This window comes from Flavobacterium sp. Root935, from assembly GCF_001429295.1.
Lineage (GTDB): Bacteria > Bacteroidota > Bacteroidia > Flavobacteriales > Flavobacteriaceae > Flavobacterium.
Genome location: NZ_LMJL01000012.1, coordinates 84,820 through 107,758, shown reverse-complemented (window position 1 = coordinate 107,758; position 22,939 = coordinate 84,820). Strand labels below are relative to the sequence as shown.

Annotated in this window: 21 protein-coding genes; 14 read left to right on the top strand and 7 right to left on the bottom strand. The window is 32.2% G+C overall.

Annotated features, from left to right (window positions below; all coding sequences use genetic code 11):
• Positions 1-29: 29 nt before the first annotated feature.
• From aroB to recQ, 5 genes are all read left to right on the top strand, one after another.
• Entirely contained in the window at positions 30-1,097 is a 1,068-nt protein-coding gene (aroB, locus tag ASE40_RS15195) for a 3-dehydroquinate synthase (RefSeq protein WP_057117939.1), read from the top strand.
• A gap of 307 nt (positions 1,098-1,404) precedes the next feature.
• A complete protein-coding gene (locus ASE40_RS15185; protein WP_057117937.1) occupies positions 1,405-2,808 on the top strand; it encodes an arginine decarboxylase in 1,404 nt (467 codons plus the stop codon).
• Between the two features lie 99 nt (positions 2,809-2,907).
• A complete protein-coding gene (locus ASE40_RS15180) occupies positions 2,908-3,876 on the top strand; it encodes a deoxyhypusine synthase family protein (protein ID WP_057117936.1) in 969 nt (322 codons plus the stop codon).
• Between the two features lie 8 nt (positions 3,877-3,884).
• Positions 3,885-4,295, top strand: coding sequence for a hypothetical protein (locus ASE40_RS15175; RefSeq protein ID WP_057117935.1), 411 nt, complete (start codon positions 3,885-3,887; stop codon positions 4,293-4,295).
• 147 nt (positions 4,296-4,442) lie between these two features.
• On the top strand, positions 4,443-6,557 hold the full coding sequence (gene recQ / locus ASE40_RS15170) for a DNA helicase RecQ (protein ID WP_057117934.1): 2,115 nt from the start codon (positions 4,443-4,445) through the stop codon (positions 6,555-6,557).
• A 46-nt stretch (positions 6,558-6,603) separates the two neighbouring features.
• Here the strand turns inward: recQ and ASE40_RS15165 are convergent, their stop codons facing one another.
• The 4 genes from ASE40_RS15165 to ASE40_RS15150 all read right to left on the bottom strand — a co-directional run bounded on the left by ASE40_RS15165 (position 6,604) and on the right by ASE40_RS15150 (position 11,537).
• Positions 6,604-7,119 carry a DinB family protein gene (locus tag ASE40_RS15165; RefSeq protein WP_057117933.1) on the bottom strand — a complete coding sequence of 172 codons (516 nt, stop codon included), beginning with the start codon at positions 7,117-7,119 and terminating at the stop codon, positions 6,604-6,606.
• Between the two features lie 28 nt (positions 7,120-7,147).
• Positions 7,148-9,733 (bottom strand): phosphoenolpyruvate carboxylase, encoded by a 2,586-nt coding sequence (locus tag ASE40_RS15160; protein ID WP_057117932.1) that lies wholly within the window; start codon positions 9,731-9,733, stop codon positions 7,148-7,150.
• Between the two features lie 92 nt (positions 9,734-9,825).
• Complete coding sequence (locus ASE40_RS15155) at positions 9,826-10,305, bottom strand: Lrp/AsnC family transcriptional regulator (protein WP_008468989.1); 480 nt, start codon at positions 10,303-10,305, stop codon at positions 9,826-9,828.
• A gap of 77 nt (positions 10,306-10,382) precedes the next feature.
• Positions 10,383-11,537: a M14 metallopeptidase family protein gene (locus ASE40_RS15150; protein ID WP_057117931.1), complete on the bottom strand. Its 1,155-nt coding sequence runs from the start codon at positions 11,535-11,537 to the stop codon at positions 10,383-10,385.
• A 312-nt stretch (positions 11,538-11,849) separates the two neighbouring features.
• Here ASE40_RS15150 and ASE40_RS15145 point away from each other — a divergent pair, with 312 nt between their 5' ends.
• Positions 11,850-12,296 carry a helix-turn-helix domain-containing protein gene (locus tag ASE40_RS15145; protein WP_057117930.1) on the top strand — a complete coding sequence of 149 codons (447 nt, stop codon included), beginning with the start codon at positions 11,850-11,852 and terminating at the stop codon, positions 12,294-12,296.
• Between the two features lie 85 nt (positions 12,297-12,381).
• Here ASE40_RS15145 and ASE40_RS15140 read toward each other — a convergent pair whose 3' ends face one another.
• Positions 12,382-12,933 (bottom strand): 1-acyl-sn-glycerol-3-phosphate acyltransferase, encoded by a 552-nt coding sequence (locus ASE40_RS15140; RefSeq protein WP_057117929.1) that lies wholly within the window; start codon positions 12,931-12,933, stop codon positions 12,382-12,384.
• 64 nt (positions 12,934-12,997) lie between these two features.
• Here ASE40_RS15140 and ASE40_RS15135 point away from each other — a divergent pair, with 64 nt between their 5' ends.
• The 6 genes from ASE40_RS15135 (at position 12,998) to ASE40_RS15110 (ending at position 17,727) form a co-directional block, all read left to right on the top strand.
• Complete coding sequence (locus ASE40_RS15135; RefSeq protein WP_057117928.1) at positions 12,998-13,663, top strand: spermidine synthase; 666 nt, start codon at positions 12,998-13,000, stop codon at positions 13,661-13,663.
• Between the two features lie 4 nt (positions 13,664-13,667).
• Entirely contained in the window at positions 13,668-14,345 is a 678-nt protein-coding gene (locus tag ASE40_RS15130) for a peptidoglycan DD-metalloendopeptidase family protein (protein ID WP_057117927.1), read from the top strand.
• A gap of 6 nt (positions 14,346-14,351) precedes the next feature.
• Positions 14,352-14,834 carry a hypothetical protein gene (locus ASE40_RS15125; RefSeq protein ID WP_057117926.1) on the top strand — a complete coding sequence of 161 codons (483 nt, stop codon included), beginning with the start codon at positions 14,352-14,354 and terminating at the stop codon, positions 14,832-14,834.
• Between the two features lie 11 nt (positions 14,835-14,845).
• Entirely contained in the window at positions 14,846-15,370 is a 525-nt protein-coding gene (locus ASE40_RS15120; protein WP_057117925.1) for a hypothetical protein, read from the top strand.
• Positions 15,371-15,418: 48 nt separating this feature from the next.
• Positions 15,419-15,889 (top strand): nuclear transport factor 2 family protein, encoded by a 471-nt coding sequence (locus tag ASE40_RS15115; RefSeq protein WP_057117924.1) that lies wholly within the window; start codon positions 15,419-15,421, stop codon positions 15,887-15,889.
• A gap of 95 nt (positions 15,890-15,984) precedes the next feature.
• Positions 15,985-17,727, top strand: coding sequence for an APC family permease (locus ASE40_RS15110; RefSeq protein ID WP_057117923.1), 1,743 nt, complete (start codon positions 15,985-15,987; stop codon positions 17,725-17,727).
• A gap of 213 nt (positions 17,728-17,940) precedes the next feature.
• On the opposite strand, the gene ASE40_RS15105 is transcribed toward ASE40_RS15110, so the two are convergent.
• Positions 17,941-19,428: an aminotransferase class V-fold PLP-dependent enzyme gene (locus ASE40_RS15105; RefSeq protein WP_057117922.1), complete on the bottom strand. Its 1,488-nt coding sequence runs from the start codon at positions 19,426-19,428 to the stop codon at positions 17,941-17,943.
• A gap of 182 nt (positions 19,429-19,610) precedes the next feature.
• Between ASE40_RS15105 and msrA the strand changes: the two genes are divergently transcribed.
• Positions 19,611-20,144, top strand: a complete 534-nt coding sequence (gene msrA, locus ASE40_RS15100) for a peptide-methionine (S)-S-oxide reductase MsrA (RefSeq protein WP_057117921.1) — start codon at positions 19,611-19,613, stop codon at positions 20,142-20,144.
• 97 nt (positions 20,145-20,241) lie between these two features.
• The gene (locus ASE40_RS15095; protein WP_057117920.1) at positions 20,242-21,810 is read left to right on the top strand and encodes a protein adenylyltransferase SelO; all 1,569 of its coding nucleotides are present in this window, start codon (positions 20,242-20,244) and stop codon (positions 21,808-21,810) included.
• Between the two features lie 157 nt (positions 21,811-21,967).
• Here the strand turns inward: ASE40_RS15095 and ASE40_RS15090 are convergent, their stop codons facing one another.
• Positions 21,968-22,939 (bottom strand): YpdA family putative bacillithiol disulfide reductase, encoded by a 972-nt coding sequence (locus ASE40_RS15090; RefSeq protein ID WP_057117919.1) that lies wholly within the window; start codon positions 22,937-22,939, stop codon positions 21,968-21,970.

The following is a 22,939-nucleotide window of genomic DNA, read 5'->3' as shown; positions in this document are numbered from 1 at the left end:
ATTTTGCGGTTTCAATTAACTAAAGAATTATGCAATCTATTCAAGCCAATAATTATTTCGTTCATTTTAACCAAAATGCATACGAAGCTTTAAATAAACATTTAAGAGAAAATAAATACTCTAATATATTTATAATTGTTGATGATCAAACCAATGAACATTGTCTGCATAAATTTATTCCCCTTCTTGAAACAGATTTAACAATCGAAATAATCGAATTTGAAGCGGGTGAAGCCAATAAAAATATAGAAACTTGTATTGAAATCTGGAATATTTTAACCGAACTTGGAGGTGATAGAAAATCACTTGTAATTAATCTAGGAGGTGGTGTTGTAACAGATTTAGGCGGCTTTGTTGCGTCTACTTTTAAAAGAGGCGTAGATTTTATAAATATCCCTACTACTTTATTATCTATGGTTGATGCTTCTGTTGGAGGAAAAACAGGTGTTGACTTAGGAAATCTTAAAAACCAAATCGGTGTAATTAATGTACCGCAGATGGTTTTAATAGATACACAATATCTTGAAACTTTACCGCAAAGCGAAATGCGTTCTGGTTTGGCTGAAATGCTAAAACACGGCTTGATTTTCGATGCACCTTATTGGAGACAGTTCTCAGACTTAAAATCAATTATTTTTGATGATTTGGACGAATTAATTTACCGTTCAGTAGAAATCAAAAATGAAATCGTAATCCAGGATCCAACAGAGAAAAACATTCGTAAAGCCTTAAATTTTGGACATACTTTAGGACACGCCATAGAAAGCTATTTTTTAGAAAGCGATACTAAAACAACTTTACTGCACGGAGAAGCTATAGCTGTTGGAATGATCTTGGAAAGTTATATTTCACTGCATAAAAATTTAATTTCAAAAGAAGAATACAGAGAAATCAAAACTGTAATTAAAGGCATTTATGATGATGTAATTTTTGAAGAAAATGACATTGATCCGATCTTAGAATTACTGATTCATGACAAAAAAAATGAATACGGCGCAATTCAATTTGCATTGATTGAAGGAATAGGAAAAATAAAAATTAACCAATCCGTTGAAAATAAATTAATTCTAGACGCGTTTCAAGATTATAAATCTTAAACTTTTTTTAATCAAAAGCATTGCGTTAGGTATATATTATTTTTTACATTTGCCACGATGAAAACAAACAGTAAACAAAGACAATTCAGTTCTTATAGAAACCGTCTCAACAGTTCTTTACTTAGAATGTTGAACCGTTTTTATAATAGTAAAAGCCCGCTTTGTTTTGATGTTTTCCAATGTTCAAAAGCCGAGCACGAAAAACTGCCTATTATATTTGCCAATATTAGAGTTTGAATTTAAGATTTAGTTCTAAAAACATCTAAATTAAAAACAAAATTTCACTCTATAAAATATTGACATATAAATGAATACAAAATATTCTGATCTAATAAACCAAACATACTATTTTCCACAAGAGGAATTTAAACTAAACAAAGACAACCTTTTATTTCACAATATCGATTTGATGAAATTGGTTGAACAATATGGTACGCCATTAAAGTTTACTTACCTTCCTCAAATTTCTGAAAATATCAATAAGGCAAAAGCTTGGTTCAGAAAGTCGATGGAAAAAAATAAGTACGAAGCAAAATATTACTATTGTTATTGTACAAAAAGCTCTCATTTTGAATATATTATGAATGAAGCTTTCAAGAATAACATTCACATCGAGACATCGTCTGCATTTGATGTAAATATTGTTGAAAATTTATTAGAAAACGGAAAAATCAACAAAAGTACTTATGTAATTTGTAATGGTTTTAAGAGAGACGAATACATTTCTAATATTGCTAGATTAATCAATAACGGACATAAAAATACTATTCCAATTATTGATAATTATGAAGAATTAGATTTGCTTCAGGCAGAAATTAAAGGGAAATTCAAAATTGGAATCCGTATTGCTGCTGAGGAAGAACCTAAGTTCGAGTTTTATACTTCAAGACTAGGAATTGGTTACAAAAACATAGTTTCGTTTTATAAAAAACAAATTCAGGAGAATGATAAATTAGAGCTTAAAATGCTTCACTTTTTTATCAATACTGGAATTAACGATACGTCATATTATTGGAATGAGCTTGTAAAATGTATTAAAGTATACATTGCTCTTAAAAAGGAATGCCCTACCCTAGATGGATTAAACATCGGCGGTGGTTTCCCAATTAAGAATTCGCTTGCTTTTGAATATGATTATCAATATATGATTGATGAAATTATCAATCAAATTAAAATTGCCTGTGATGAAGCTGAAGTTGATGTTCCAAATATTTTTACGGAATTTGGATCATTTACTGTAGGCGAAAGCGGTGGTGCAATCTATCAGATTTTGTATCAAAAACAACAAAATGATAGAGAAAAATGGAATATGATCGACTCATCTTTCATTACCACTTTACCAGATACTTGGGCTATAAACAAACGTTTTATTATGCTGGCGGTAAACCGCTGGAATGATACTTACGAGCGGGTTCTGTTAGGAGGTCTGACTTGTGATAGTGACGACTATTACAATTCTGAGCAAAACATGAACGCAATTTATCTTCCTAAGTACAATAAAGAAAAACCATTATATATTGGTTTCTTTAATACTGGCGCTTATCAAGAAACAATTGGAGGATATGGTGGTCTTCACCACTGTTTGATTCCGCAGCCGAAACATATTTTGATAGATCGTGATGAAAACGGTATTCTGGCAACAGAAGTTTTTTCAGAACAACAGACTTCAGACGATGTATTGAAGATTTTAGGCTACAAAAAAAAGTTATAAAAAACGTCAAATTAAGTAAGATTAGTATTTAGAAAATTCTTAATTTGCATTAACATCCAAAAAGGTTAAACTTTTTAATTCAAAAAAAAACAAAAAAAAATGAAAGGACCAATCAGTCAGTTTATTGAAAAACATTATTTGCATTTTAATTCTGCTTCATTAGTAGATGCTGCAAAAGCATACGAGCAGCAATTAGCAGATGGTGCAAAGATGCTTGTGAGTATGGCTGGCGCAATGAGTACAGCAGAAATTGGTAAAATTTTTGCAGAAGTAATCAGACAAGACAAAGTACATATCATTTCATGTACCGGTGCAAATCTAGAAGAAGATATCATGAATTTAGTTGCTCATTCTCATTATGAAAGAGTACCAAATTACCGTGATCTTACACCAGAAGACGAATGGGCTTTGCTAGAAAGAGGATTAAATCGTGTTACAGACACTTGTATTCCTGAGCATGAAGCTTTCCGTCGTTTACAAAAACACATTTACAAAATTTGGAAAGATGCAGATGATAAAGGAGAACGTTATTTTCCGCATGAATTCATGTATAAAATGTTGTTATCTGGCGTTTTAGAAGAATATTACGAAATTGATTTAAAAGATAGCTGGATGTATGCAGCTGCAGAGAAAAACTTACCTATTATCGTACCAGGATGGGAAGATAGTACTATGGGTAACATCTTTGCTTCATACGTAATTAAAGGAGATTTGAAAGCATCTACCATGAAATCTGGAATCGAATACATGACTTTCTTAGCAGATTGGTATTCTAAAAACAGCTCTAACGGAATCGGATTCTTCCAAATTGGTGGTGGTATTGCTGGTGACTTCCCTATTTGTGTGGTGCCAATGCTTTATCAAGATATGGAAATGCATGATGTTCCATTCTGGAGCTATTTCTGCCAGATTTCAGATTCAACCACTAGTTATGGTTCTTATTCTGGAGCGGTTCCAAATGAAAAAATCACTTGGGGTAAGTTAGATATCAAAACCCCTAAATTTATTATTGAATCGGATGCTACAATTGTTGCTCCGTTAATTTTCGCATATTTATTAGATTTATAAAATAATTTATGAAAAGAGTTATAGTAGACTACGCTAAACTTACCAATGAAATTTTGAACCTTTTGGTTGAAAAATTTCCTGATGGTTATGATGATTCGGATGTAATCCGTTTTAGAAATGCTAAAAACGAATTGGTTGAAGCTGTTGAAGTTCGAACAGAAGACACCATTTATTTAGTAAAAATTAGTACTAAACTTGCTGATAGAATTGAAAACTACGATGAAGATGATGATATTGATGTTGATGTAGATACAATCGTTCCAGTTAAAGGAATGGATCTTGATGATGATATTGACGATGAAGATGAAGATGATAATCAAGACAAACCTGATGTAGACGGCGGGGATGACGACGATGAAGATGATGATGACAAAGCAGATACTGATTATGACGAAGAGGATGAAGAAGATGAAGATTAATTCATTTCTTTAAAATAAATAAGAGGAACTCTATATGAGTTCCTTTTTTTTATAAGTACAATTAACACGATTAGACGAAATTTATATTTTTGATTTTTGTAAGATTATTTTTATTTTTAATCTTTTATTTAAAAGATTATGCGCCCTATGACTTCAGAAATATTACATACTGCATTAAAAGAGAATTTTGGTTTTGAAAAATTCAGACCCAATCAAGAAACTATTATAAATACCATTTTATCTGGACAAGATGCTTTGGCTATTATGCCTACAGGAGGTGGCAAATCAATATGTTTTCAGCTTCCTGCCTTAATTTTACCAGGAATTACAATTGTAATTTCTCCTCTAATTGCATTAATGAAAGATCAGGTTGATAGTTTGAAAACAAACGGAATTTCAGCTTGTTACATAAACAGTTCACAATCTGCACAAGAACAGCAATATTATATAGACAATTTAAAATCTAATACATTTAAGTTGGTTTATATAGCTCCCGAAAGTCTCTCCTATTTAGAGGTTGCTTTCAACGAACTGACTATTAGTTTAATAGCTATAGATGAAGCACACTGTATTTCGTCTTGGGGTCATGATTTTAGACCAGCTTATACAAATTTAGGATATTTAAAAAGCCGCTTCCCTTCTACTCCTGTTTTAGCATTGACTGCTACTGCAGATAAAGCAACTCGTACAGATATTACAAAGCAGTTAAATTTAGTAAGGCCAAAAACTTTTATAGCTTCTTTTGATCGTAAAAATTTGAGTTTAGAGGTTCGTCCAGCATTAGATCGTGTCAAACAAATTATCGATTTTATTGAAAATAAACCCAACGAATCTGGAATTATCTATTGCTTAAGCCGCAAGACCACAGAAGAATTAGCAGAAAAATTAAAGAAAAGCGGTATTACGGCAAAAGCATATCATGCTGGTTTGGATAATGAAACGAGAGCCAAAACACAGGATCAGTTTATAAACGACGATTGTCAGGTAGTGTGTGCGACTATTGCATTCGGGATGGGAATTGATAAATCGAATGTTCGATGGGTAATTCATTATAATCTCCCAAAAAACATTGAAGGTTATTACCAGGAAATTGGGCGTGCGGGCCGCGATGGTCTTCCGGCAGAAACTGTTTTATTCGAAAGTTATGCAGATGTAATTCAACTTCAAAAATTTGCTTCAGACGGACTTAACGCTGATATTCAGTTGGCTAAATTAGATCGTATGAAACAATATGCTGATGCTGTAAGCTGCCGAAGAAAAATACTGCTTTCTTATTTTGGTGAATTGGTAACTGAAAATTGCGGCAATTGCGATATCTGCAAAAATCCGCCAACTTTCTTTGATGGAACCGTTTTAGCGCAAAAAGCTTTATCTGCAATTACCCGTTTGAAGGAATCTGAGCCTTTAGCCGTAATTGTAGATTTTTTAAGAGGCTCGAGAAACGCGTATATCTACGAAAAAAATTATCAAACGCTTAAAACGTACGGAATTGGCGATGACATTTCTTGGTACGACTGGAATCAGTATTTAATACAGCTTATTAATTTGGGATATTGCGAAATTGCTTTTCATCAACACAATAAAATACTCCTTACTCCTTTTGCAAAGAAAGTTTTGTTTGAAGGCGAAAAAGTAAAATTGACAACTGTTGTTAAAAAAGTTATCGATAAATCTGAAATTAAAGAAACGAAAACAAAGATTGCTAAGAATTCTCTTTTTGAAACACTTCGAAAATTACGCTATGAAATTGCAAAGGAAGAAGAAGTTCCCGCATATGTAATCTTTAGTGATGCTTCTTTAAGACAAATGGAAATTTTAAGACCAATGACAGACGAAGATTTTCTTGCTGTTGAAGGTGTCGGTAAAGCTAAACTCGAAAAGTATGGTTCAGAATTTATTAAGGCGATTATTGAATTTTACAAGAATAAATCTGTTGTCAAAAAAGATAAAAAAGAAAGCACTTATGCTAAAACATTAGAACTATTTCAAAAAGGACTTTCTGTAGAAGAAATTGCCGGTCAACGGAATTTAGGAGAAACAACTATAATTTCTCATTTAGCTAAATTATATGTTGATGGAAATGATTTAGATTTGAGTCAATTTGTTTCAGAAGACGAAATCTTAAAAATTGAAAAAGCTCAAATAGAACTAGAAAAACCTGAGGCATTGAGACCATACTACGAATATTTCGAAGAAAAAATGTCTTATGATAAAATTCGTTTTGGATTGGCTTTTTTAGAAAGGAAAAATCAAATCGTATAAAAAAAATCCTGTGAAATATTTCACAGGATTTTTTATTTTGGAAGGTTTACAAATATCTTTCTTCAAAAACTTTTTGATGATGTTTTTGATGTCCAATCATAACAAAACCTAAAGCCCGAACTGAAATTTGATTGCCAGAAGCTATCCCAATTCTTTTAAGTTGTTCTTCAGATAAGCTTTTGTAAAACAATAAAGTTGAATGTCTTAGAGCTGAAAATTCTGTCAATAAATCTTGTATGCTTCGACTATTTGAATTGGTGTTATTGGCATAATCATCTTCTTCAAAACTAGGAAGAGGCGTTTTATCATTTCTTGAAAATCGCAATGCACGATAAGCAAAAATACGCTCAGTATCCATAACATGCTGAATAATATCTTTAATAGTCCATTTGCCTGGAGCGTAACGATAATCAAATTTATCCATCGGAATATTTTGAACAAACCTGATAAATTCGTGAAGAGAAATTTCTAACTCTTCTATCAATATTCCATCGCCGGCTTGTTTGATATAAGTACCAAAATGTCCTGCATACTCATTTTCTAATATATCGCTTACTTTCATTTTTTAAAATTATATTAGAAACTCAGTTTTAAGCTGAGTTTCTACTTGCATTAGTGTTCCCGAAAAGAGATCTAGTTACAACTTTTTCGTAAACTTTAATCAACTCTTCATTTGGTGACTCTTCTTTATTTAACTCATTGATTCTAAGTAAAGCATATTGTTGAATTGTCAATAATGGCAATACAATACGCTCTCTTATTTGAATCGAAGCTATACCGTCAGGATAATTTTCCATCAACGTTTTATGATCAGCAATTTTCAATAAAAGTCTTTTTGTTTCTGAGAATTCATCATAAATAATCTGCCAGAATTCACCAAACTCAGGATCTTTTCTCATATAGGCTGTTAATGGTAAAAATGATTTTGCCAATGACATCATACTGTTTTCAAGTAAGGTTTTGAAAAATAATGAATTATGATACAAATCACTTACTTTATCCCACTGCCCGCTCTCTTCAAAATGTTTTAAAGCTGAACCAACTCCAAAGAATCCAGGAACGTTTTGTTTCAGTTGACTCCAAGATCCAACGAACGGAATTGCTCTTAAATCAGCAAAATCTAACGATTCTGATTTACTTCTTTTCGATGGGCGGCTGCCAATATTAGTTTTAGAATAGTATTTCAACGTACTCATTTTTTCCAAATAAGGAATAAACTTTGGATGATTCTTAAAACTTAAATATTTATCATAACCCAAATTAGCTAACTGCGTCAAAATTTCAGTTTCTTCAGCTGTAAGCTCATTTTTTCCTTTACTGAAAACCTGATTTGTAACGCCGGCACTTAATAAATTCTCAATATTATAACGGCAAGAATCAAGAGTTCCGAAATTAGAACTAATTGTTTGACCTTGAACTGTAATTTGAATTTCGTTATTTTCAATCTTTGGACCTAGAGAAGCATAGAATTTATGAGTTTTTCCACCACCACGCGCTGGAGGCCCGCCGCGTCCATCAAAGAAAATAACTTTAATGCCGTATTTTCTAGAAATTTCAGTCAAGGCAATTTTAGCTTGATAAATACTCCAGTTAGCCATTAAATAACCGCCATCTTTAGTTCCGTCAGAGAAACCAAGCATTATAGTTTGTTTATTTCCTCTAGATTTTAAATGTTTAGAATATTCAGCATTTGTATATAACTGCTCCATTATTGAATGAGCGTTTTGCAAATCATCAACAGATTCAAAAAGCGGAATAATATCAACCGTAGGATTTTCCCAATTGTTCAAGCGAATCATTGCGAAAGTTTCCATTACGTTCAATGCACTTTCATTATTACTAATAATGTAACGATTAGCACCTTCTTCTCCATTATTGGCTTGGATAGTTTTAATGGCCTGAACAGATTCTAAAGTAGATCTGGTGATTTCATCTTCAAAATCACTCGGATTTAAATTGCCTTTGATTTTAGATAAAACATCAATTTTTTGCTCCTCAGTTAATTCAAAATAATTATTTGGAAAAATAGTAGAACCAGAATTCAAGTAATAATTCACGACATCCTTAAATACTGCGTTATGAATTTTACTATTTTGACGAATATCTAAAGTTGCAAAATGGAAACCAAACAAATTGATTTTAACTAAAAACGCTTCTAATTCATCTAAATATAATGACTGATGTTTTTCAATAATTATAGTTCTAATAGTATTTAACTGCGTCAATAATTCTTCTAAAGTGATGAAAATTTCACCTTTAGAATAGAACACAGAACGGTAAAGCTTATGTTCAAGTTCAGCTACCAAAGTGTCTACACCAGAGAAAGTTAACTTACGTTTTAAATTTCTCATTTCAACATAATAACACTTTAAAATTGAAGTACGCAAACGATCTGCAACTTTAAGCGTAATCTCTGTTGTAACAAAAGGATTTCCGTCACGGTCACCTCCTGGCCAGAAACCAAGTTTTATTAATTGGTTATGAATTGGCTCGCCTTCTTTAATATTTTTTTGTAGATAATGTACAATTTCACCAGCTGTGGCATAAAACACATTTTCTAAATACCAGATCAAACTTACCGCTTCATCATACGGATTTGGTTTTTCGTTTTGAATAAATGGTGTTTTTCCTAATTGAGCTAACAATTGTTTGATCTGCAATAAATCGTTTTGACGAATTGCTTCTGTCAAATCATTTATAATTCCTAAAACTGGTCCAGGATAAAATTGAGTTGGATGCGCTGTTAAAACAGTACGAACATTAAAGCTTTCTAAAAATTCAATTAGTTCATCATCTTTTTCCTTTGCATCTGATTTTTCTTTAATATCACGCAAAGATCCGCGTCCTTCCATATTGTTAACCTCAGGAAAAGCTGCGTCTTCAATAGCATCAAATAATACAATTTGACGCTCTATGTACTGGATAAATCGAAACATTAAATCGATTTTCTCAGTTTCTGAAGCGTTGTTCAGAAATTTACTAGAGAAAAAATCAAAAATTTCTTTTGGTGTTTCCTGTTTTTTAAAACCCGTTTCGCAAGTCTCTGTAAATAAAGGAAGTAAAACTCCTGTATTATCTATAGAATCGAATGGTAATGTTATAAAAACACTATTATAGATGTGGTATTTTGAGAGAACGTCTTGATTAAAACGTTCAATTTTTGGCAACGTATACATAATCGTGTTATAGTTGGTTGGTTAATTAGTCATAAAAAAACCCCAAGAATAAACTTGAGGTTATATTTTAATATAGCATTCAAGAAAAGTTCTTACATATTTTTGAAAATAGTATGCATCAAACGCTTCTTATCGTTTATACTTTCCTCTAGTGAAATCATTGTTTCTGTTCTGTAAACACCGTCAATATCGTCAATCATAAAGATAACTTCTTTCGCGTGTTTAGTATCTTTTGCTCTAATTTTGCAAAAAATATTAAATTTCCCAGTTGTTACAGAAGCTACAGTAACGAATGGAATTTGATTAATTCGCTCTAATACAAATTTTGTTTGAGAGGTATTATTCAGAAATACACCTACATAAGCAATAAATGAATACCCTAATTTATCGTAATCTAAGGCTAAAGAAGAACCCATTATTATACCTGCGTCTTCCATCTTTTTTACTCTAACATGTACTGTTCCAGCAGATATCAATAATTTTTTTGCAATGTCAGTAAACGGAACTCTCGTATTGTCTATTAACATATCTAAAATCTGGTGATCTACTTCATCTAAACGAAATTTACTCATAATTGTTTAATTAATATTACTAATTGCTATTACAAAGTATAAAATTATATATAAAAAACAACAAATTCACATAAAAATTAACTTTTTATTAATCCGTTAACAAATTTAACATTTTTATTTAAATAAAAATTTGCTTCCTGACCCGTTTTTGGAAAATTTGTGAAATCATCCGAATATTCCTGCCCTTTTGCATCGTATTCATAATGTCCAAAATAATTTTCCAATTCACCTACTTCAACTATGTAAGCGTTAAAATGAATCTTATTTTCGATTAATTCTTCTTTGTATTGTGCGACAAAATTCGTAATAATTTCGATACCATCATAATTTATTTTGACATTTTTATACATAAAATCATAAAAAACCACATTATTTTGTGAAATATTCAAATATTCACCAAATCGATTATCAACTAAATCGTTTTCGGAAATTAATTTAAAGCTCAAAATTAACGAGAAAAATATGTATTTACGAGTAATTTCCCTCTCATAATCGCCTGGGTAATGCCCTGCCTCAAATAAGATAGTAGGAACTCCTAAAAATTGAAAAGTGTCTCCAATACAATTAATATTAAAAGAATCATCAAAACGGCCGACTTGTCCGGGTATATATTTTTGAAGCTCTTTATTGATTCCTGCAATGATATTTATTGCTTTTAATCTATTCTCATTAACTTCTCTCTCTTCATTATAAGATGGTGCTAAAAAAGAAACCGTTGCTGGTTTTCCTGTTGTTCCTGCTCCAAAAATAGTTCTCTGATCATGAAGATTAAAACAATAATGAGGTTTAAAGCTCTCGAAAACTTCTCTTAGAACATTGCTTTCTGGCTGTGTTAGATTTTGCGAATCACGATTAAGGTCAATATCATTAGCATTTGCACGTGTATACAATCTCGCACCATCTGGATTCAAAATAGGAATACAGTAAAAAGTAAAAGTATTAAGCATTCTCTTTGCAAAATCCGTTTCATCATTCAGCAGATTAATGAAGTCAAATAAAGCTTTTGTTGTGGTGCTTTCGTTTCCGTGCATTTGCGACCATAAATAAACACGGGTTGGTCCTATACCAATTTGATAACTATATATAGGTTCTCCTAAAACAGATTTTCCAATAATTTGTACTTGATTGTTTGTATTTAGTTTATCCAAAAGTGGTTTAATATGATCTAAAGTCAAATATCTTCCAGATATAGATTCTTCTTTGTATTGGGTAAAAAGTGCTTCTAAATTCATTGCGTTTTGATTAGTTTACAAAAGTAAACATCTTTATTTTTACAATTGTAAACTATTAAAAAGAAAGAAAATTTATAAATGTAAACATATTTCAGAGTTATTTAATCCACACTTGTAGGTAATCGGCTTACAAATGTTACAACTTTAAATAATTAAACCTAAATAACTGTTTATTAATTAAATAACAAGCTTTATATAATGTAAGAAGTTAAGATATTTCAAGACTTGTATAATATTTACAACTGTAAAATTGTGATAGTTATTCTTTTTGTTTACATTTGTAAATATGCAAATTTAAAATAATAATTTACAATGGTAAACATAGATGATTTCGTAAAAAGGCTTGAGATTGTATTAGATTATTATGGTTTAAATGCCTCTGCATTTGCAGATAAGATTGGTGTACAAAGATCTAGCATGTCGCATCTTTTGTCTGGCAGAAACAAACCAAGTTTAGATTTTGTGATGAAAATTTTAGAAGTTTTTCCAGATGTTGACCTATATTGGATTTTGATTGGAAGAGGAAATTTTCCTAAAAATGATGAAGTAGTAATTTCTGAAACTAAGATCATCTCACCTATTTCGAATGAAAATTTGTCAAAAGATTTATTTTCAGAAATAAAATTTGATGAAAATGAAAAAGCTAAAACAAAGGATGCAACGGAATCAAAAACGTCAAATTTAAACGTGGCAGATAACGAAATTGAAAAAATTGTCTTTTTCTATAAAAACGGAACTTTTAAAACCTATTCGCCGTAATTCAAAAATTATCGCATATTTGAACATTCGTACAAATAATTTTCATTTACGCGATTCTCACGCGTTTGGAAAAATTAGTTGAATTTTAGAATTGTACGCCATTTTCGGGAATTTTACCCAAAACACCTTTGTAATGTTTTTTGAGAATATCAAAATCAGTTTCATAATTTCCAGTTGGAAAAAACGGTTTTCCAAAACTCACTTCTTTTTTACCCCAGTTAAAAGCTACTGGAACAATTGGCACATTAGCTTTAAGCGCAATATAATAAAAACCGGTTTTAATTTCATTTACTCCTTTTCGTGTTCCTTCTGGTGCAACTGCCAAACGAAAAACGTCTTTTCTGTCAAAAATTGCAGCAATAGAATCTACTTTATTTAATCCGCCGGTGCGGTCTAAGGGTTTTCCTCCAACATTTTTAAAATAATATCCAAACGGAAATTTAAATAATTCCTTTTTTCCTACCCAATTCATCTGTAGTCCAGATATACCACGAGTAAAAATTCCTATATAAAAATCATGATTGCTGGTATGCGGCATTACCATTAATACACATTTTTTCACTTCGGCATTTTCCATTCCCACTATTTTCCAGCCCATTAGCCTAAAAAATATGAATTTGTACAAGAGTTTTTTCATTAAAGATCTAATATTTGGTGCAAAATAAAAGATTTAATACTAAATTTGAGTAAAAGCATTCAAAATGATTCGAAAATTTTTTAGTTACTTAATTCCCATAAAAATTTATAAAAAGAAATCTGCCAGAAGTAAAATTATTGAAGTTACCTGGGCAAATGGAGAGTTAGTACTAGATTCTGAAAACACTAATTATTCTTATGGAAGCCTGCAGCGTATATTGCGATATGGACTTCGAAATATTGGTTATGATACGATTCTAAAAATGGATCACATTTTACTATTAGGAGTTGCCGGCGGAAGTGTAGTAAAAACATTAGTAGACGAAATTGAATATAAAGACCGAATAACTGGAGTTGAAATAGATCCAGATATGATTCAAGTTGCAAATGAGTATTTTAACCTGAATCAAATTAAACAATTGGAACTCGTAATTGATGATGCTTTTGAGTTTGTTTTAAAAACCAAAGACAAATACGATCTTATAATTATAGACATTTTTGAAGATACTCACATGCCGAACTTTTTGTTTGAGAAGTTTTTTGTAGATAGAATTTGTACTCTTTTAAAAGATGACGGCTACGTTTTGTTTAATACTATGATTCTTGACGAAGCACACAATGTTCGAAACAGAAAATATATCTCAGAAGTAAATCCAAAATTGTTTATGACCAAGATGCTGCCTCGCATTGAAGTACACAATGAATTAATAATTATAAAAAAAGTTGCTTAATTTTATGAAACCCCTTGCCTCCATTTTAAACGCCTTACCACCTACTAAAGTAATTGACGAATCAATCAAGATTTCAGAATATACGCCATTGAATTTGTCGGTTTTCAATAAAGAATTAGTCGAAGCAAAACTTGATACATCAGAAGATTTTGAAAAATACATTTCAAATTATCTACGAGAAAATAACGCTAAAGTTGCATTTGGAGGTTATATTGAGGGACGTTTTTTATACCAGCGAAGCTCAATTTTTTTGAATGATTCTAAACCAGAACGCAATATACATATTGGCCTAGATTTGTGGGCAGAAGCAGGAACCGTTGTTCTTGCAGCTCTAAACGGTAAAGTTCATAGTTTTAAAAACAATATTGGCTTGGGTGATTACGGGCCTACTATAATATTAGAACATGAAGTAGAAAATCAAAAATTTTATACTTTATACGGACATTTGTCGTTAGAAAGTATAGAAAACTTAAATATCGGAGACTATTTTAAAAAGGGTGAAAAGATTGCCACTTTAGGAAATGCCTCAGTAAATGGTGATTATGCGCCGCATGTCCATTTTCAAATCATTCATAATATTGAAGATTACTGGGGAGATTATCCAGGTGTCTGCAACACAAAAGACCTTAACTTTTATATAGAAAATTGTCCCGATCCTAACTTATTATTAAAAATTACTTAAATAGTTATGAAGAAAGCAGGATTGATTATATGTTTGTTATTATTAATTGGATGTAAATCTAAAACAGGAACAGTAAGCAGAGATACAGAAGATTTAAAAATTAAAAAAGTTTCTGGAGCAGAAGTAAACGCCACTCAGCAGCAAAAAGCTTATGATTTGGGAAAAAGAGTTTTAGAAACTTGTAATACTTCAAAATTTAAACCTTTTAATGAAACTGAAGTAACTAAATCGGTTATGGAAAATACAACGGAAGATCGTTTAACCAAAACCTGCCAAAGATTTAGACAATATTACGGAAGCTTTATTGATTTAAAATTAGACGGAGTTTACAAAACCAAAGATGAAGTCATTTACCGTTACCATGCTTTGTACAGCAAAAAAGTGGCAAACAAAGAATTACGAGTATTTGTAAACGACGAGAATCTTGTTTCAGCTATAAAATCAATGGATTGGGATGAAAAATTTGACGCTAAATTAGCCAATCAATAAACATATAAATTATGAATTTTAAATTACCGCTTCTCTTATTATTATTTGTTTCAACTTTTGCCGCAGCACAGCAAAGTATAAGTGTAAAAGGCTCTGCTCCTTTTCCTGCAACCCAAGAATACACTTTTATATGTGAAAAATATGCTTACACCGGGCAAGTAAATATTCAAATAGCAAAAACAGATAAAGGCGGTGTTTTAAAAATCACAGTTGCAACAGCAAACGACAAAGCTAGAATTGCCGGTGGACTTTATGTAGATTTAGCCAATGCCGATGTTATTGCCTGTACAGACAAAAATGTAAAAGAATCTACAGACGGTAAGACAACTTCTTATTATTACTTTACGCCTGCTGAATGGCTTAAGCTTAAAAAGAATGATATTTATGCTGTTAGGTTTATAATTGCTGGCGGTCCAACAACTTTTGGCAATCAAACTGGTTATTTTACAGCTTATAATAAAATGAACTACTTTTCGACAGCATTCGATAAATCCAAAAAAACATTTGATACCGCAAAAGAAATTAGTGTTTTATAATGATTTTTTAATCTAATAAATCTTATATTTAACATTAAATATTTTCTTATGAACGCAAACGAAGCCTTAATTACAAAATTCTATACCGCTTTTGCAAATGCAGATGCCAAAACCATGAGCGAATGCTACCATCCGAAGGTACATTTTATTGATCCGGCATTTGGTTTATTAAAAGAAGATCAGGTTTCAAAAATGTGGGAAATGTTACTTTTAAAAAGTAAAGGAAATTTAAAAATTGAATTTTCGAACGTTAAAGCTGACGATGCAACAGGTTCTGCCAATTGGACTGCTACATACAATTTTAGTAAAACAAACAGAAAAGTTATTAATAAAATCTATGCTGAATTTATCTTTCAAGATGGATTAATTATTAAACATACTGATAATTTTGATGTCTGGAAATGGTCTAAACAAGCTTTTGGTCCAATGGGATATTTATTAGGATGGACAGGATTTTTTCAGAAAAAAGTTCAAAAACAGGCTTTATTATCATTACAAAAATTTCAAGAAGCAAAATAGTTTTCCAAATTTAAAATTCATCAACAGTCTTCTCGCCTGATTATAATTTATTGTTACTTATTATTTTTTACTAAAAGTGTTAATCTTAAATACTAATGAAAGAAATCGTACACAAAAAATTAAATCAATTACAGGCAACTGCAATTTGCGGCAACGATATTAGCTCTTCTTGTCTTTATGTATCTGCTTTAACCATTTTATATGCAGGTCAATACGCTTGGATCTCACTCTTAATTGTTGGCGTGGTATTATTTCTTTTCAGAAAAATTTACGGAGAAGTTGTTGGGGCGATTCCATTAAATGGAGGTGCTTACAATGTTCTGCTAAATACTTCTACCAAAAGACTGGCATCTTTGGCTGCAACTTTAACCGTTTTGTCGTATATGGCAACGGCTGTAATTTCAGCTTCAGAAGGAATGCATTACTTACACGGAATCTTTGAAGGCTTAAATGTTACGATTGCTACCGTTGTGGTTTTAATTTTATTTACCGGATTAGCTATTTTAGGAATCGGAGAATCTGCATTTGTGGCAGTTATCATTTTTCTTACCCATATTGGAACTTTAACTTTATTAGTTCTTGCATCGATTTGGTTTGTTCTCACAAACGGATTAGAAACTTTTCATATCAATTGGCAAACTCCTATTGCTTATGAAAATATTAAAACTGCGCTATTTCTAGGTTTTTCGGCAGCCATGCTCGGAATTTCAGGTTTCGAAAGTTCTGCCAATTTTGTTGAAGAACAAGAACATGGTGTTTTTCCAAAAACACTCAGAAATATGTGGGCAATCGTTAGTTTCTTCAATCCCGTTATTGCGATATTATTAATAAGTGTTATTCCGTTAACAGAAGTCGGCGAAAACAAAGAGTCTCTTTTAGCACATTTAGGACAGACAACAGGCGGATCATGGCTGGCTTGGCTTATTTCTATCGATGCAGTTATGGTGCTCTGCGGAGCCGTCTTAACTTCTTTCGTTGGAGTTTCTGGACTTTTAAACCGAATGACATTAGATAGAATTCTTCCCAATTATTTCTTGAAACAAAATAGCAGAGGATCACATTACAGAATTGTAATTAGCTTTTTAATTCTTTGTATTTCAGTACTTTTTGCAACTAGCGGACATCTAGAATCTCTGGCCGGAGTTTATACTTTTTCGTTCTTGGCGGTAATGGCTTTATTCGGAATTGGTAATTTACTTTTAAAATACAAACGAAGAAAACTTCCTAGACCAGAACGTGCCCGAGGCATCGCAGTACTTGCCGCGGTAACTTTTGTTATAGCTGCTTTTCTAGGAAATATGCGCCTCAATATCAATTCGTTTTATACATTTCTGCAATATATGATTCCTTCATTGATCTTTGTAGGAATCATGCTCAATCGCGTTATTTTAATTCGTTTACTAATCGAGGCTTTAGAATATTTTTATCAGCCGCTGCGTAGAATGGTTATTGTGAGTAACCGCTATCTGCAAAATTTGAGCACACAAATCAATTCGCAGGAATTTGTGTTTTTCACAAAAGGCGATGACATCACGATTCTCAATAAAGTTTTGCAATACGTGGAAGACAATGAAACAACCAAAAAACTGAAGATCGTCCACGTTAAAAATGGCTCTACAAACAATGAAGCTTTAAAAAAAGATCTAGAAGTTTTAGACCGCGCTTACGACGGACTTGATATTGAATATCTAGAAATAGAAGGAGTTTTCGGTCCAGAAATAATTGATGAACTTTCTCAAAAATGGAAAATTCCCAAAAATTTCATGTTTATTGGCTCACCTGGAAATAAATTTTCATATCGCGTTTCAGATCTTGGCGGTGTAAGGCTGATTATGTAATTATATACAGAAGCAGAAATTTTCGTTTTTTTCAAGACCTGAAGTCCCGCTATCCGTTACAATCTTTTGTACTGGTCCCGAATCCTCGGGCAGTACAAAAGGATTTCCACTTCTATCGGGGCTAAATCACAAATATCATTTTCATAAGAAACAAGAAACCCGACGAATTTTAAAAATTTGTCGGGTTTACTTTTATATAAACTTTTTTAAACTTTATGATTTGAACCAGCTTGCTACCAATTCATCTTCAAAAGAAGTTGCATTTTTATGAATAAACTCATTTCTGTTTTTATCATAAGAATAATCCAAAGCCCAAGTTTTATGGTTTGCGGCCATTTCTTTTATACTTTGGCATACATAAGCAATTTCCTCATCTGTTGTCGTTGGGTGAATAGACATTCTAATCCATCCTGGCTTTTTGATCAAATCACCAATTGTAATTTCGTTTACCAATTTATTAGAAGTTTCTTGATCAACGTGAAGTAAATAGTGACCGTACGTTCCCGCACAACTGCAACCACCTCTAGTTTGAATTCCAAAACGATCATTCAGAAGTTTAACTCCTAAATTAAAATGAAGATCATCAATAAAAAATGAAATGACACCAAGACGTTCTTTATGTTGTCCTGCTAAGATTTTAATATTGGAAACTGGTTCCAATTCACTAAAAACATAATCAACAATTTCGTGTTCACGCTGCATAATGTTTTCAATTCCCATTTGTTCTTTTAACTCAATGGCAAGAGCAGTTTTTATAACTTGAAGAAAACCAGGTGTTCCGCCATCTTCACGATCTTCGATATTATCAATATATTGATGTTCACCCCAAGGATTTGTCCAAGTTACCGTTCCTCCGCCAGGACAATCTGGAATCATGTTTTTGTATAATTTTTTGTTGAAAATTAAAACCCCAGAAGTTCCAGGTCCGCCCAAAAATTTATGAGGCGACATAAATACAGCGTCCAAATAAGATTCTGGATCAGCTGGATGCATATCAACTTCAACATAAGGGCCTGAACAAGCAAAATCAACAAAGCATACACCATTATATTGGTGCATTAATTTTGCAGCTTCATGAAAAGGAGTTCTTAATCCCGTAACGTTCGAACATGCTGTTATAGAAGCAATTTTTATGGTTCTATCGTTATATTTTTGCAATAAAGCTTCTAGATTTTCTAAATTGAAAAGTCCTTTTTCGCAAGAAGGAATAATTTCCACATCAGCAATAGTTTCCAGCCAAGAAGTTTGATTAGAATGATGTTCCATATGCGAAATAAAAACAATAGGTTTCTTTTCTTCTGGAATATTCGTGAAACTTTTCAAATTTTCTGGAATTTTCAAACCTAAAATACGCTGGAATTTATTGATAACTCCTGTCATTCCAGTTCCATCTGTGATTAAAACATCATCATTACTTGCATTCGCATGACGTTTAATAATATGTCTTGCATGATGATACGCTTTTGTCATGGCAGTACCAGAGACAGTAGTTTCTGTATGTGTATTGGCCACAAATGGTCCAAACTCATTTAGAAGTTTTTCTTCGATAGGGCGATACAATCTTCCGCTGGCAGTCCAGTCAGTATAAATGATTGATTTTCTGCCATAAGGTGACGTAAATTCTTGATTTATTCCGACAATATTTTGTCTAAATTCCTGAAAATAAGTTTCTAGAGTGATGGTACTATTTTTGCTATTCATTAGTTGTGCCTTGTGTTTGACTGCAAATATATCGCTTTTTTATAATATTGCGAATTTATCAATAGTAAACTTCAAACATTACATTCCTGTCGGGTATCTTTAGTTAAAAGATCTTTTTTTTAATAAATTATCATAATATCCTATCGAATTAATAGGCATTAAACTAATAGAAAGTATTATTTATGGGAAATTTATCAGTAGCTACCTTTGGTGGCGGTTGTTTTTGGTGTGTCGAAGCTGTAATTCAGCGTTTAAAAGGTGTAGAATCAATAAAATCTGGTTATTCAGATGGCTTTATAAAAAATCCAGCGTATCGCGAAGTTTGTACTGGCAGAACTGGACATGCAGAAGTTATTCAAGTTACCTTTAATCCTGACATAATTTCATATCATGACTTAATTTTCATTTTTATGACAAGTCATGATCCAACAACTTTGAATCGTCAAGGTGGTGACAGCGGAACGCAATACCGCTCGATCATTTTATATCATAATGATGAGCAGAAAGAAATAGCAGAAAAAGTTTTTGAAGAAGTACAGCCTGCTTATGCTGATCCGATTGTTACCCAATTGAAACCTTTTGAAGTTTTTTACGAAGCTGAGGATTATCATCAAAATTATTACAATGAAAATCAAGAAGCTGGATATTGCCAAGTGGTTATTGATCCAAAAATTCAAAAACTTAAAAAAATGTACGCCGATAAATTAATTGGCTAATTTTAAGTTAAGCCACAGATTATATTTTTTGAAATATTTTTAATTAAAACAATCTTTTGAAATCGTTAATCTGTGGCAATAAAAGAAAAGAAATAAAATGAAAAATCTCAAAATAAATAATCGATTTACAGCCGAACTGCCAGCAGATCCAGATTTGACAAACGAAATTCGTCAAGTAAAGAATACGCTCTTTTCATATGTAAATCCGACAAAACCCTCACATCCAGAATTAATTCATGCATCTGAAGAAGTTGCTGAATTAGTTGGAATTTCTAAGGAAGAAATCCAATCAGAAGAATTTTTAAATACTTTCTCTGGCAAAGATATTCTTCCTGGCACCCAACCGTATGCGATGTGTTATGCCGGACATCAATTTGGAAATTGGGCAGGACAATTGGGAGACGGACGTGCGATTAATTTAACTGAAATTGAAAACAACAATCAATTTTACACACTTCAGTTAAAAGGTGCTGGAAAAACGCCTTATTCTAGAACTGCAGATGGTTTAGCCGTTTTACGTTCGTCTATAAGAGAATATTTATGCGCCGAAGCGATGCATTATTTAGGAGTTCCCACTACTCGATCTCTTTCTCTGATTCTTTCAGGCGATCAGGTTTTGAGAGATATTTTATACAATGGAAATCCTGCTTACGAAAAAGGTGCTGTTGTCTGCCGTGTGGCGCCGTCATTTATTCGTTTTGGAAGTTTTGAAATGCTGACTGCTCGAAATGAGCTCAAAAATCTAAAAGAATTTGTAGAATTCACAATCAAACATTATTTTCCAGAAATTACCGGTGAGCCTAAAGAACAATATTTACAATTCTTTAAAAAAGTGGCAGATACTACTCGAGAAATGATTCTCCACTGGCAGCGTGTCGGATTTGTTCATGGTGTAATGAATACCGATAATATGTCGATTCACGGAATTACGATTGATTATGGGCCTTATGGATGGTTGGAAAACTACGATCCAAATTGGACTCCAAATACTACAGACAGTCAAAATAGAAGATATCGTTTCGGAAATCAGCCTCAAGTTGCCCAGTGGAATTTATACCAATTAGCAAATGCTCTTTATCCTTTAATTAATGAGGCAGAGCCTTTAGAAAAAATCTTAGATTCATTTATTAATGATTACGAAGAGGATTATAAAAATATGTTTTTAAGTAAATTAGGACTTTTCACTTCAAGTGAAACTGATGATAAAATTATTCAAGGAATTGAAGAAATTTTACAATTATCAGAAACTGATATGACTATCTTTTTTAGAAACCTAAGCCAGATTAAAAAGAGTGATGCTGTAGAGCAGGCATTTGAAAAAATTGAATATGCATTTTATTTACCAGAAGAAATAAAAGGCGAAATTCTAGATGCATGGCAAAAATGGCTTTCTGTTTATCTCAGAAGATTAAAGGTAGAAACACTTTCTGACGAAGAACGTACTGCGAAAATGAACCTCATAAATCCAAAATATGTACTGCGAAATTATATGGCACAACTGGCTATTGATGAAGCAGACAAAGGCGATTATTCTTTAGTGGATGAATTATTTCAGCTATTAAAAAATCCATATGACGAGCAGCCAGAATCTGAAAAATGGTTTACAAAACGTCCAGATTGGGCTAGATCTAAAGTAGGCTGTTCAATGCTTTCTTGCAGCTCTTAATTTATTTATCCTAATGTCACATTTAGCGAAGTCGAAATGCATCATACAAAGTTCTCGACTTCGCTCGAATTGACAGATTTAATAGATTGTCACATAGAGTGAAATCTATTCTATAGAAATAATTTGTGTTAGTTAGTGAAATTCGTGGCAAACCTTTTTATCTCGAAGTTATATAATCCACAATCATTCTGGCATGCACTCTTGAGTTTTCTATAAACCATTTATGCGTCTGCATTCCACCGCAGACAACGCCTGCAAGAAATAATCCGTCAATATTAGTTTCCATCGTTTCAGGATTATATACAGGAATTTTTAATTCATCGTTTGAAAGCTGAATTCCCATTCTTTCCAGAAAGCTTAAATCTGGTTTATATCCCGTTAAAGCCAGAACAAAGTCGTTTTCAATTGTAACTCTGCCGTTTGGTGTTTCAATTTCAACTTCGTTTTCTCTGATTTCTGTAATATTAGATTCAAAATAGGCTTTTATACTTCCTTCCGCGATTCGATTTTCTATATCGGGCTTGACCCAATATTTTACTCGATTATTGATTTCGTTTTTACGAATAACCATTGTTACGTCAGCACCTTTTCGCCAGCATTCCAAAGCTGCATCAACTGATGAATTATTAGCTCCAACAACCAAAACTTTTCTAAAAGCATACTCGTGTGCTTCTTTGTAATAATGACGAACTTTCGGCAGATTTTCTCCAGGAATATTCATCTCAATCGGAATGTCATAAAAACCTGTAGCAATCACCACATTTTTAGCTTCGTAATTTTGTTTATCGGTATCAATTTTAAAAATCCCGTTGCTTTCTTTTCGAACTTCATTTACTTTTTCAAATAAATTAATATTGAATTTAAAATAACGATGGATGTTTCTGTAATATTCTAAAGCTTCCTGACGCCCAGGTTTTGGCGCTAAGCAATTAAAAGGAATGTCCCCAATTTCTAATCTTTCTGCTGTAGAAAAAAAAGTCATGTAAAGCGGATAATTGAAAATACTATTTACAATTGCACCCTTTTCTATAATTAAATATTTTAATTTTTTCTTTTCGGCTTCGATTGCGCAGGCAAGACCAATTGGCCCGCCGCCTACTATAATAAGGTCGTATATGGATTCTGTCAT

Bases quoted from the DNA above. Each gene is read 5' to 3' on its own strand.
- aroB (WP_057117939.1), top strand. From the start codon at position 30: ATGCAATCTATTCAAGCCAATAATTATTTCGTTCATTTTAACCAAAAT.
- ASE40_RS15185 (WP_057117937.1), top strand. From the start codon at position 1,405: ATGAATACAAAATATTCTGATCTAATAAACCAAACATACTATTTTCCA.
- ASE40_RS15180 (WP_057117936.1), top strand. From the start codon at position 2,908: ATGAAAGGACCAATCAGTCAGTTTATTGAAAAACATTATTTGCATTTT.
- ASE40_RS15175 (WP_057117935.1), top strand. From the start codon at position 3,885: ATGAAAAGAGTTATAGTAGACTACGCTAAACTTACCAATGAAATTTTG.
- recQ (WP_057117934.1), top strand. From the start codon at position 4,443: ATGACTTCAGAAATATTACATACTGCATTAAAAGAGAATTTTGGTTTT.
- ASE40_RS15165 (WP_057117933.1), bottom strand. From the start codon at position 7,119: ATGAAAGTAAGCGATATATTAGAAAATGAGTATGCAGGACATTTTGGT.
- ASE40_RS15160 (WP_057117932.1), bottom strand. From the start codon at position 9,733: ATGTATACGTTGCCAAAAATTGAACGTTTTAATCAAGACGTTCTCTCA.
- ASE40_RS15155 (WP_008468989.1), bottom strand. From the start codon at position 10,305: ATGAGTAAATTTCGTTTAGATGAAGTAGATCACCAGATTTTAGATATG.
- ASE40_RS15150 (WP_057117931.1), bottom strand. From the start codon at position 11,537: ATGAATTTAGAAGCACTTTTTACCCAATACAAAGAAGAATCTATATCT.
- ASE40_RS15145 (WP_057117930.1), top strand. From the start codon at position 11,850: ATGGTAAACATAGATGATTTCGTAAAAAGGCTTGAGATTGTATTAGAT.
- ASE40_RS15140 (WP_057117929.1), bottom strand. From the start codon at position 12,933: ATGAAAAAACTCTTGTACAAATTCATATTTTTTAGGCTAATGGGCTGG.
- ASE40_RS15135 (WP_057117928.1), top strand. From the start codon at position 12,998: ATGATTCGAAAATTTTTTAGTTACTTAATTCCCATAAAAATTTATAAA.
- ASE40_RS15130 (WP_057117927.1), top strand. From the start codon at position 13,668: ATGAAACCCCTTGCCTCCATTTTAAACGCCTTACCACCTACTAAAGTA.
- ASE40_RS15125 (WP_057117926.1), top strand. From the start codon at position 14,352: ATGAAGAAAGCAGGATTGATTATATGTTTGTTATTATTAATTGGATGT.
- ASE40_RS15120 (WP_057117925.1), top strand. From the start codon at position 14,846: ATGAATTTTAAATTACCGCTTCTCTTATTATTATTTGTTTCAACTTTT.
- ASE40_RS15115 (WP_057117924.1), top strand. From the start codon at position 15,419: ATGAACGCAAACGAAGCCTTAATTACAAAATTCTATACCGCTTTTGCA.
- ASE40_RS15110 (WP_057117923.1), top strand. From the start codon at position 15,985: ATGAAAGAAATCGTACACAAAAAATTAAATCAATTACAGGCAACTGCA.
- ASE40_RS15105 (WP_057117922.1), bottom strand. From the start codon at position 19,428: ATGAATAGCAAAAATAGTACCATCACTCTAGAAACTTATTTTCAGGAA.
- msrA (WP_057117921.1), top strand. From the start codon at position 19,611: ATGGGAAATTTATCAGTAGCTACCTTTGGTGGCGGTTGTTTTTGGTGT.
- ASE40_RS15095 (WP_057117920.1), top strand. From the start codon at position 20,242: ATGAAAAATCTCAAAATAAATAATCGATTTACAGCCGAACTGCCAGCA.
- ASE40_RS15090 (WP_057117919.1), bottom strand. From the start codon at position 22,939: ATGACAGAATCCATATACGACCTTATTATAGTAGGCGGCGGGCCAATT.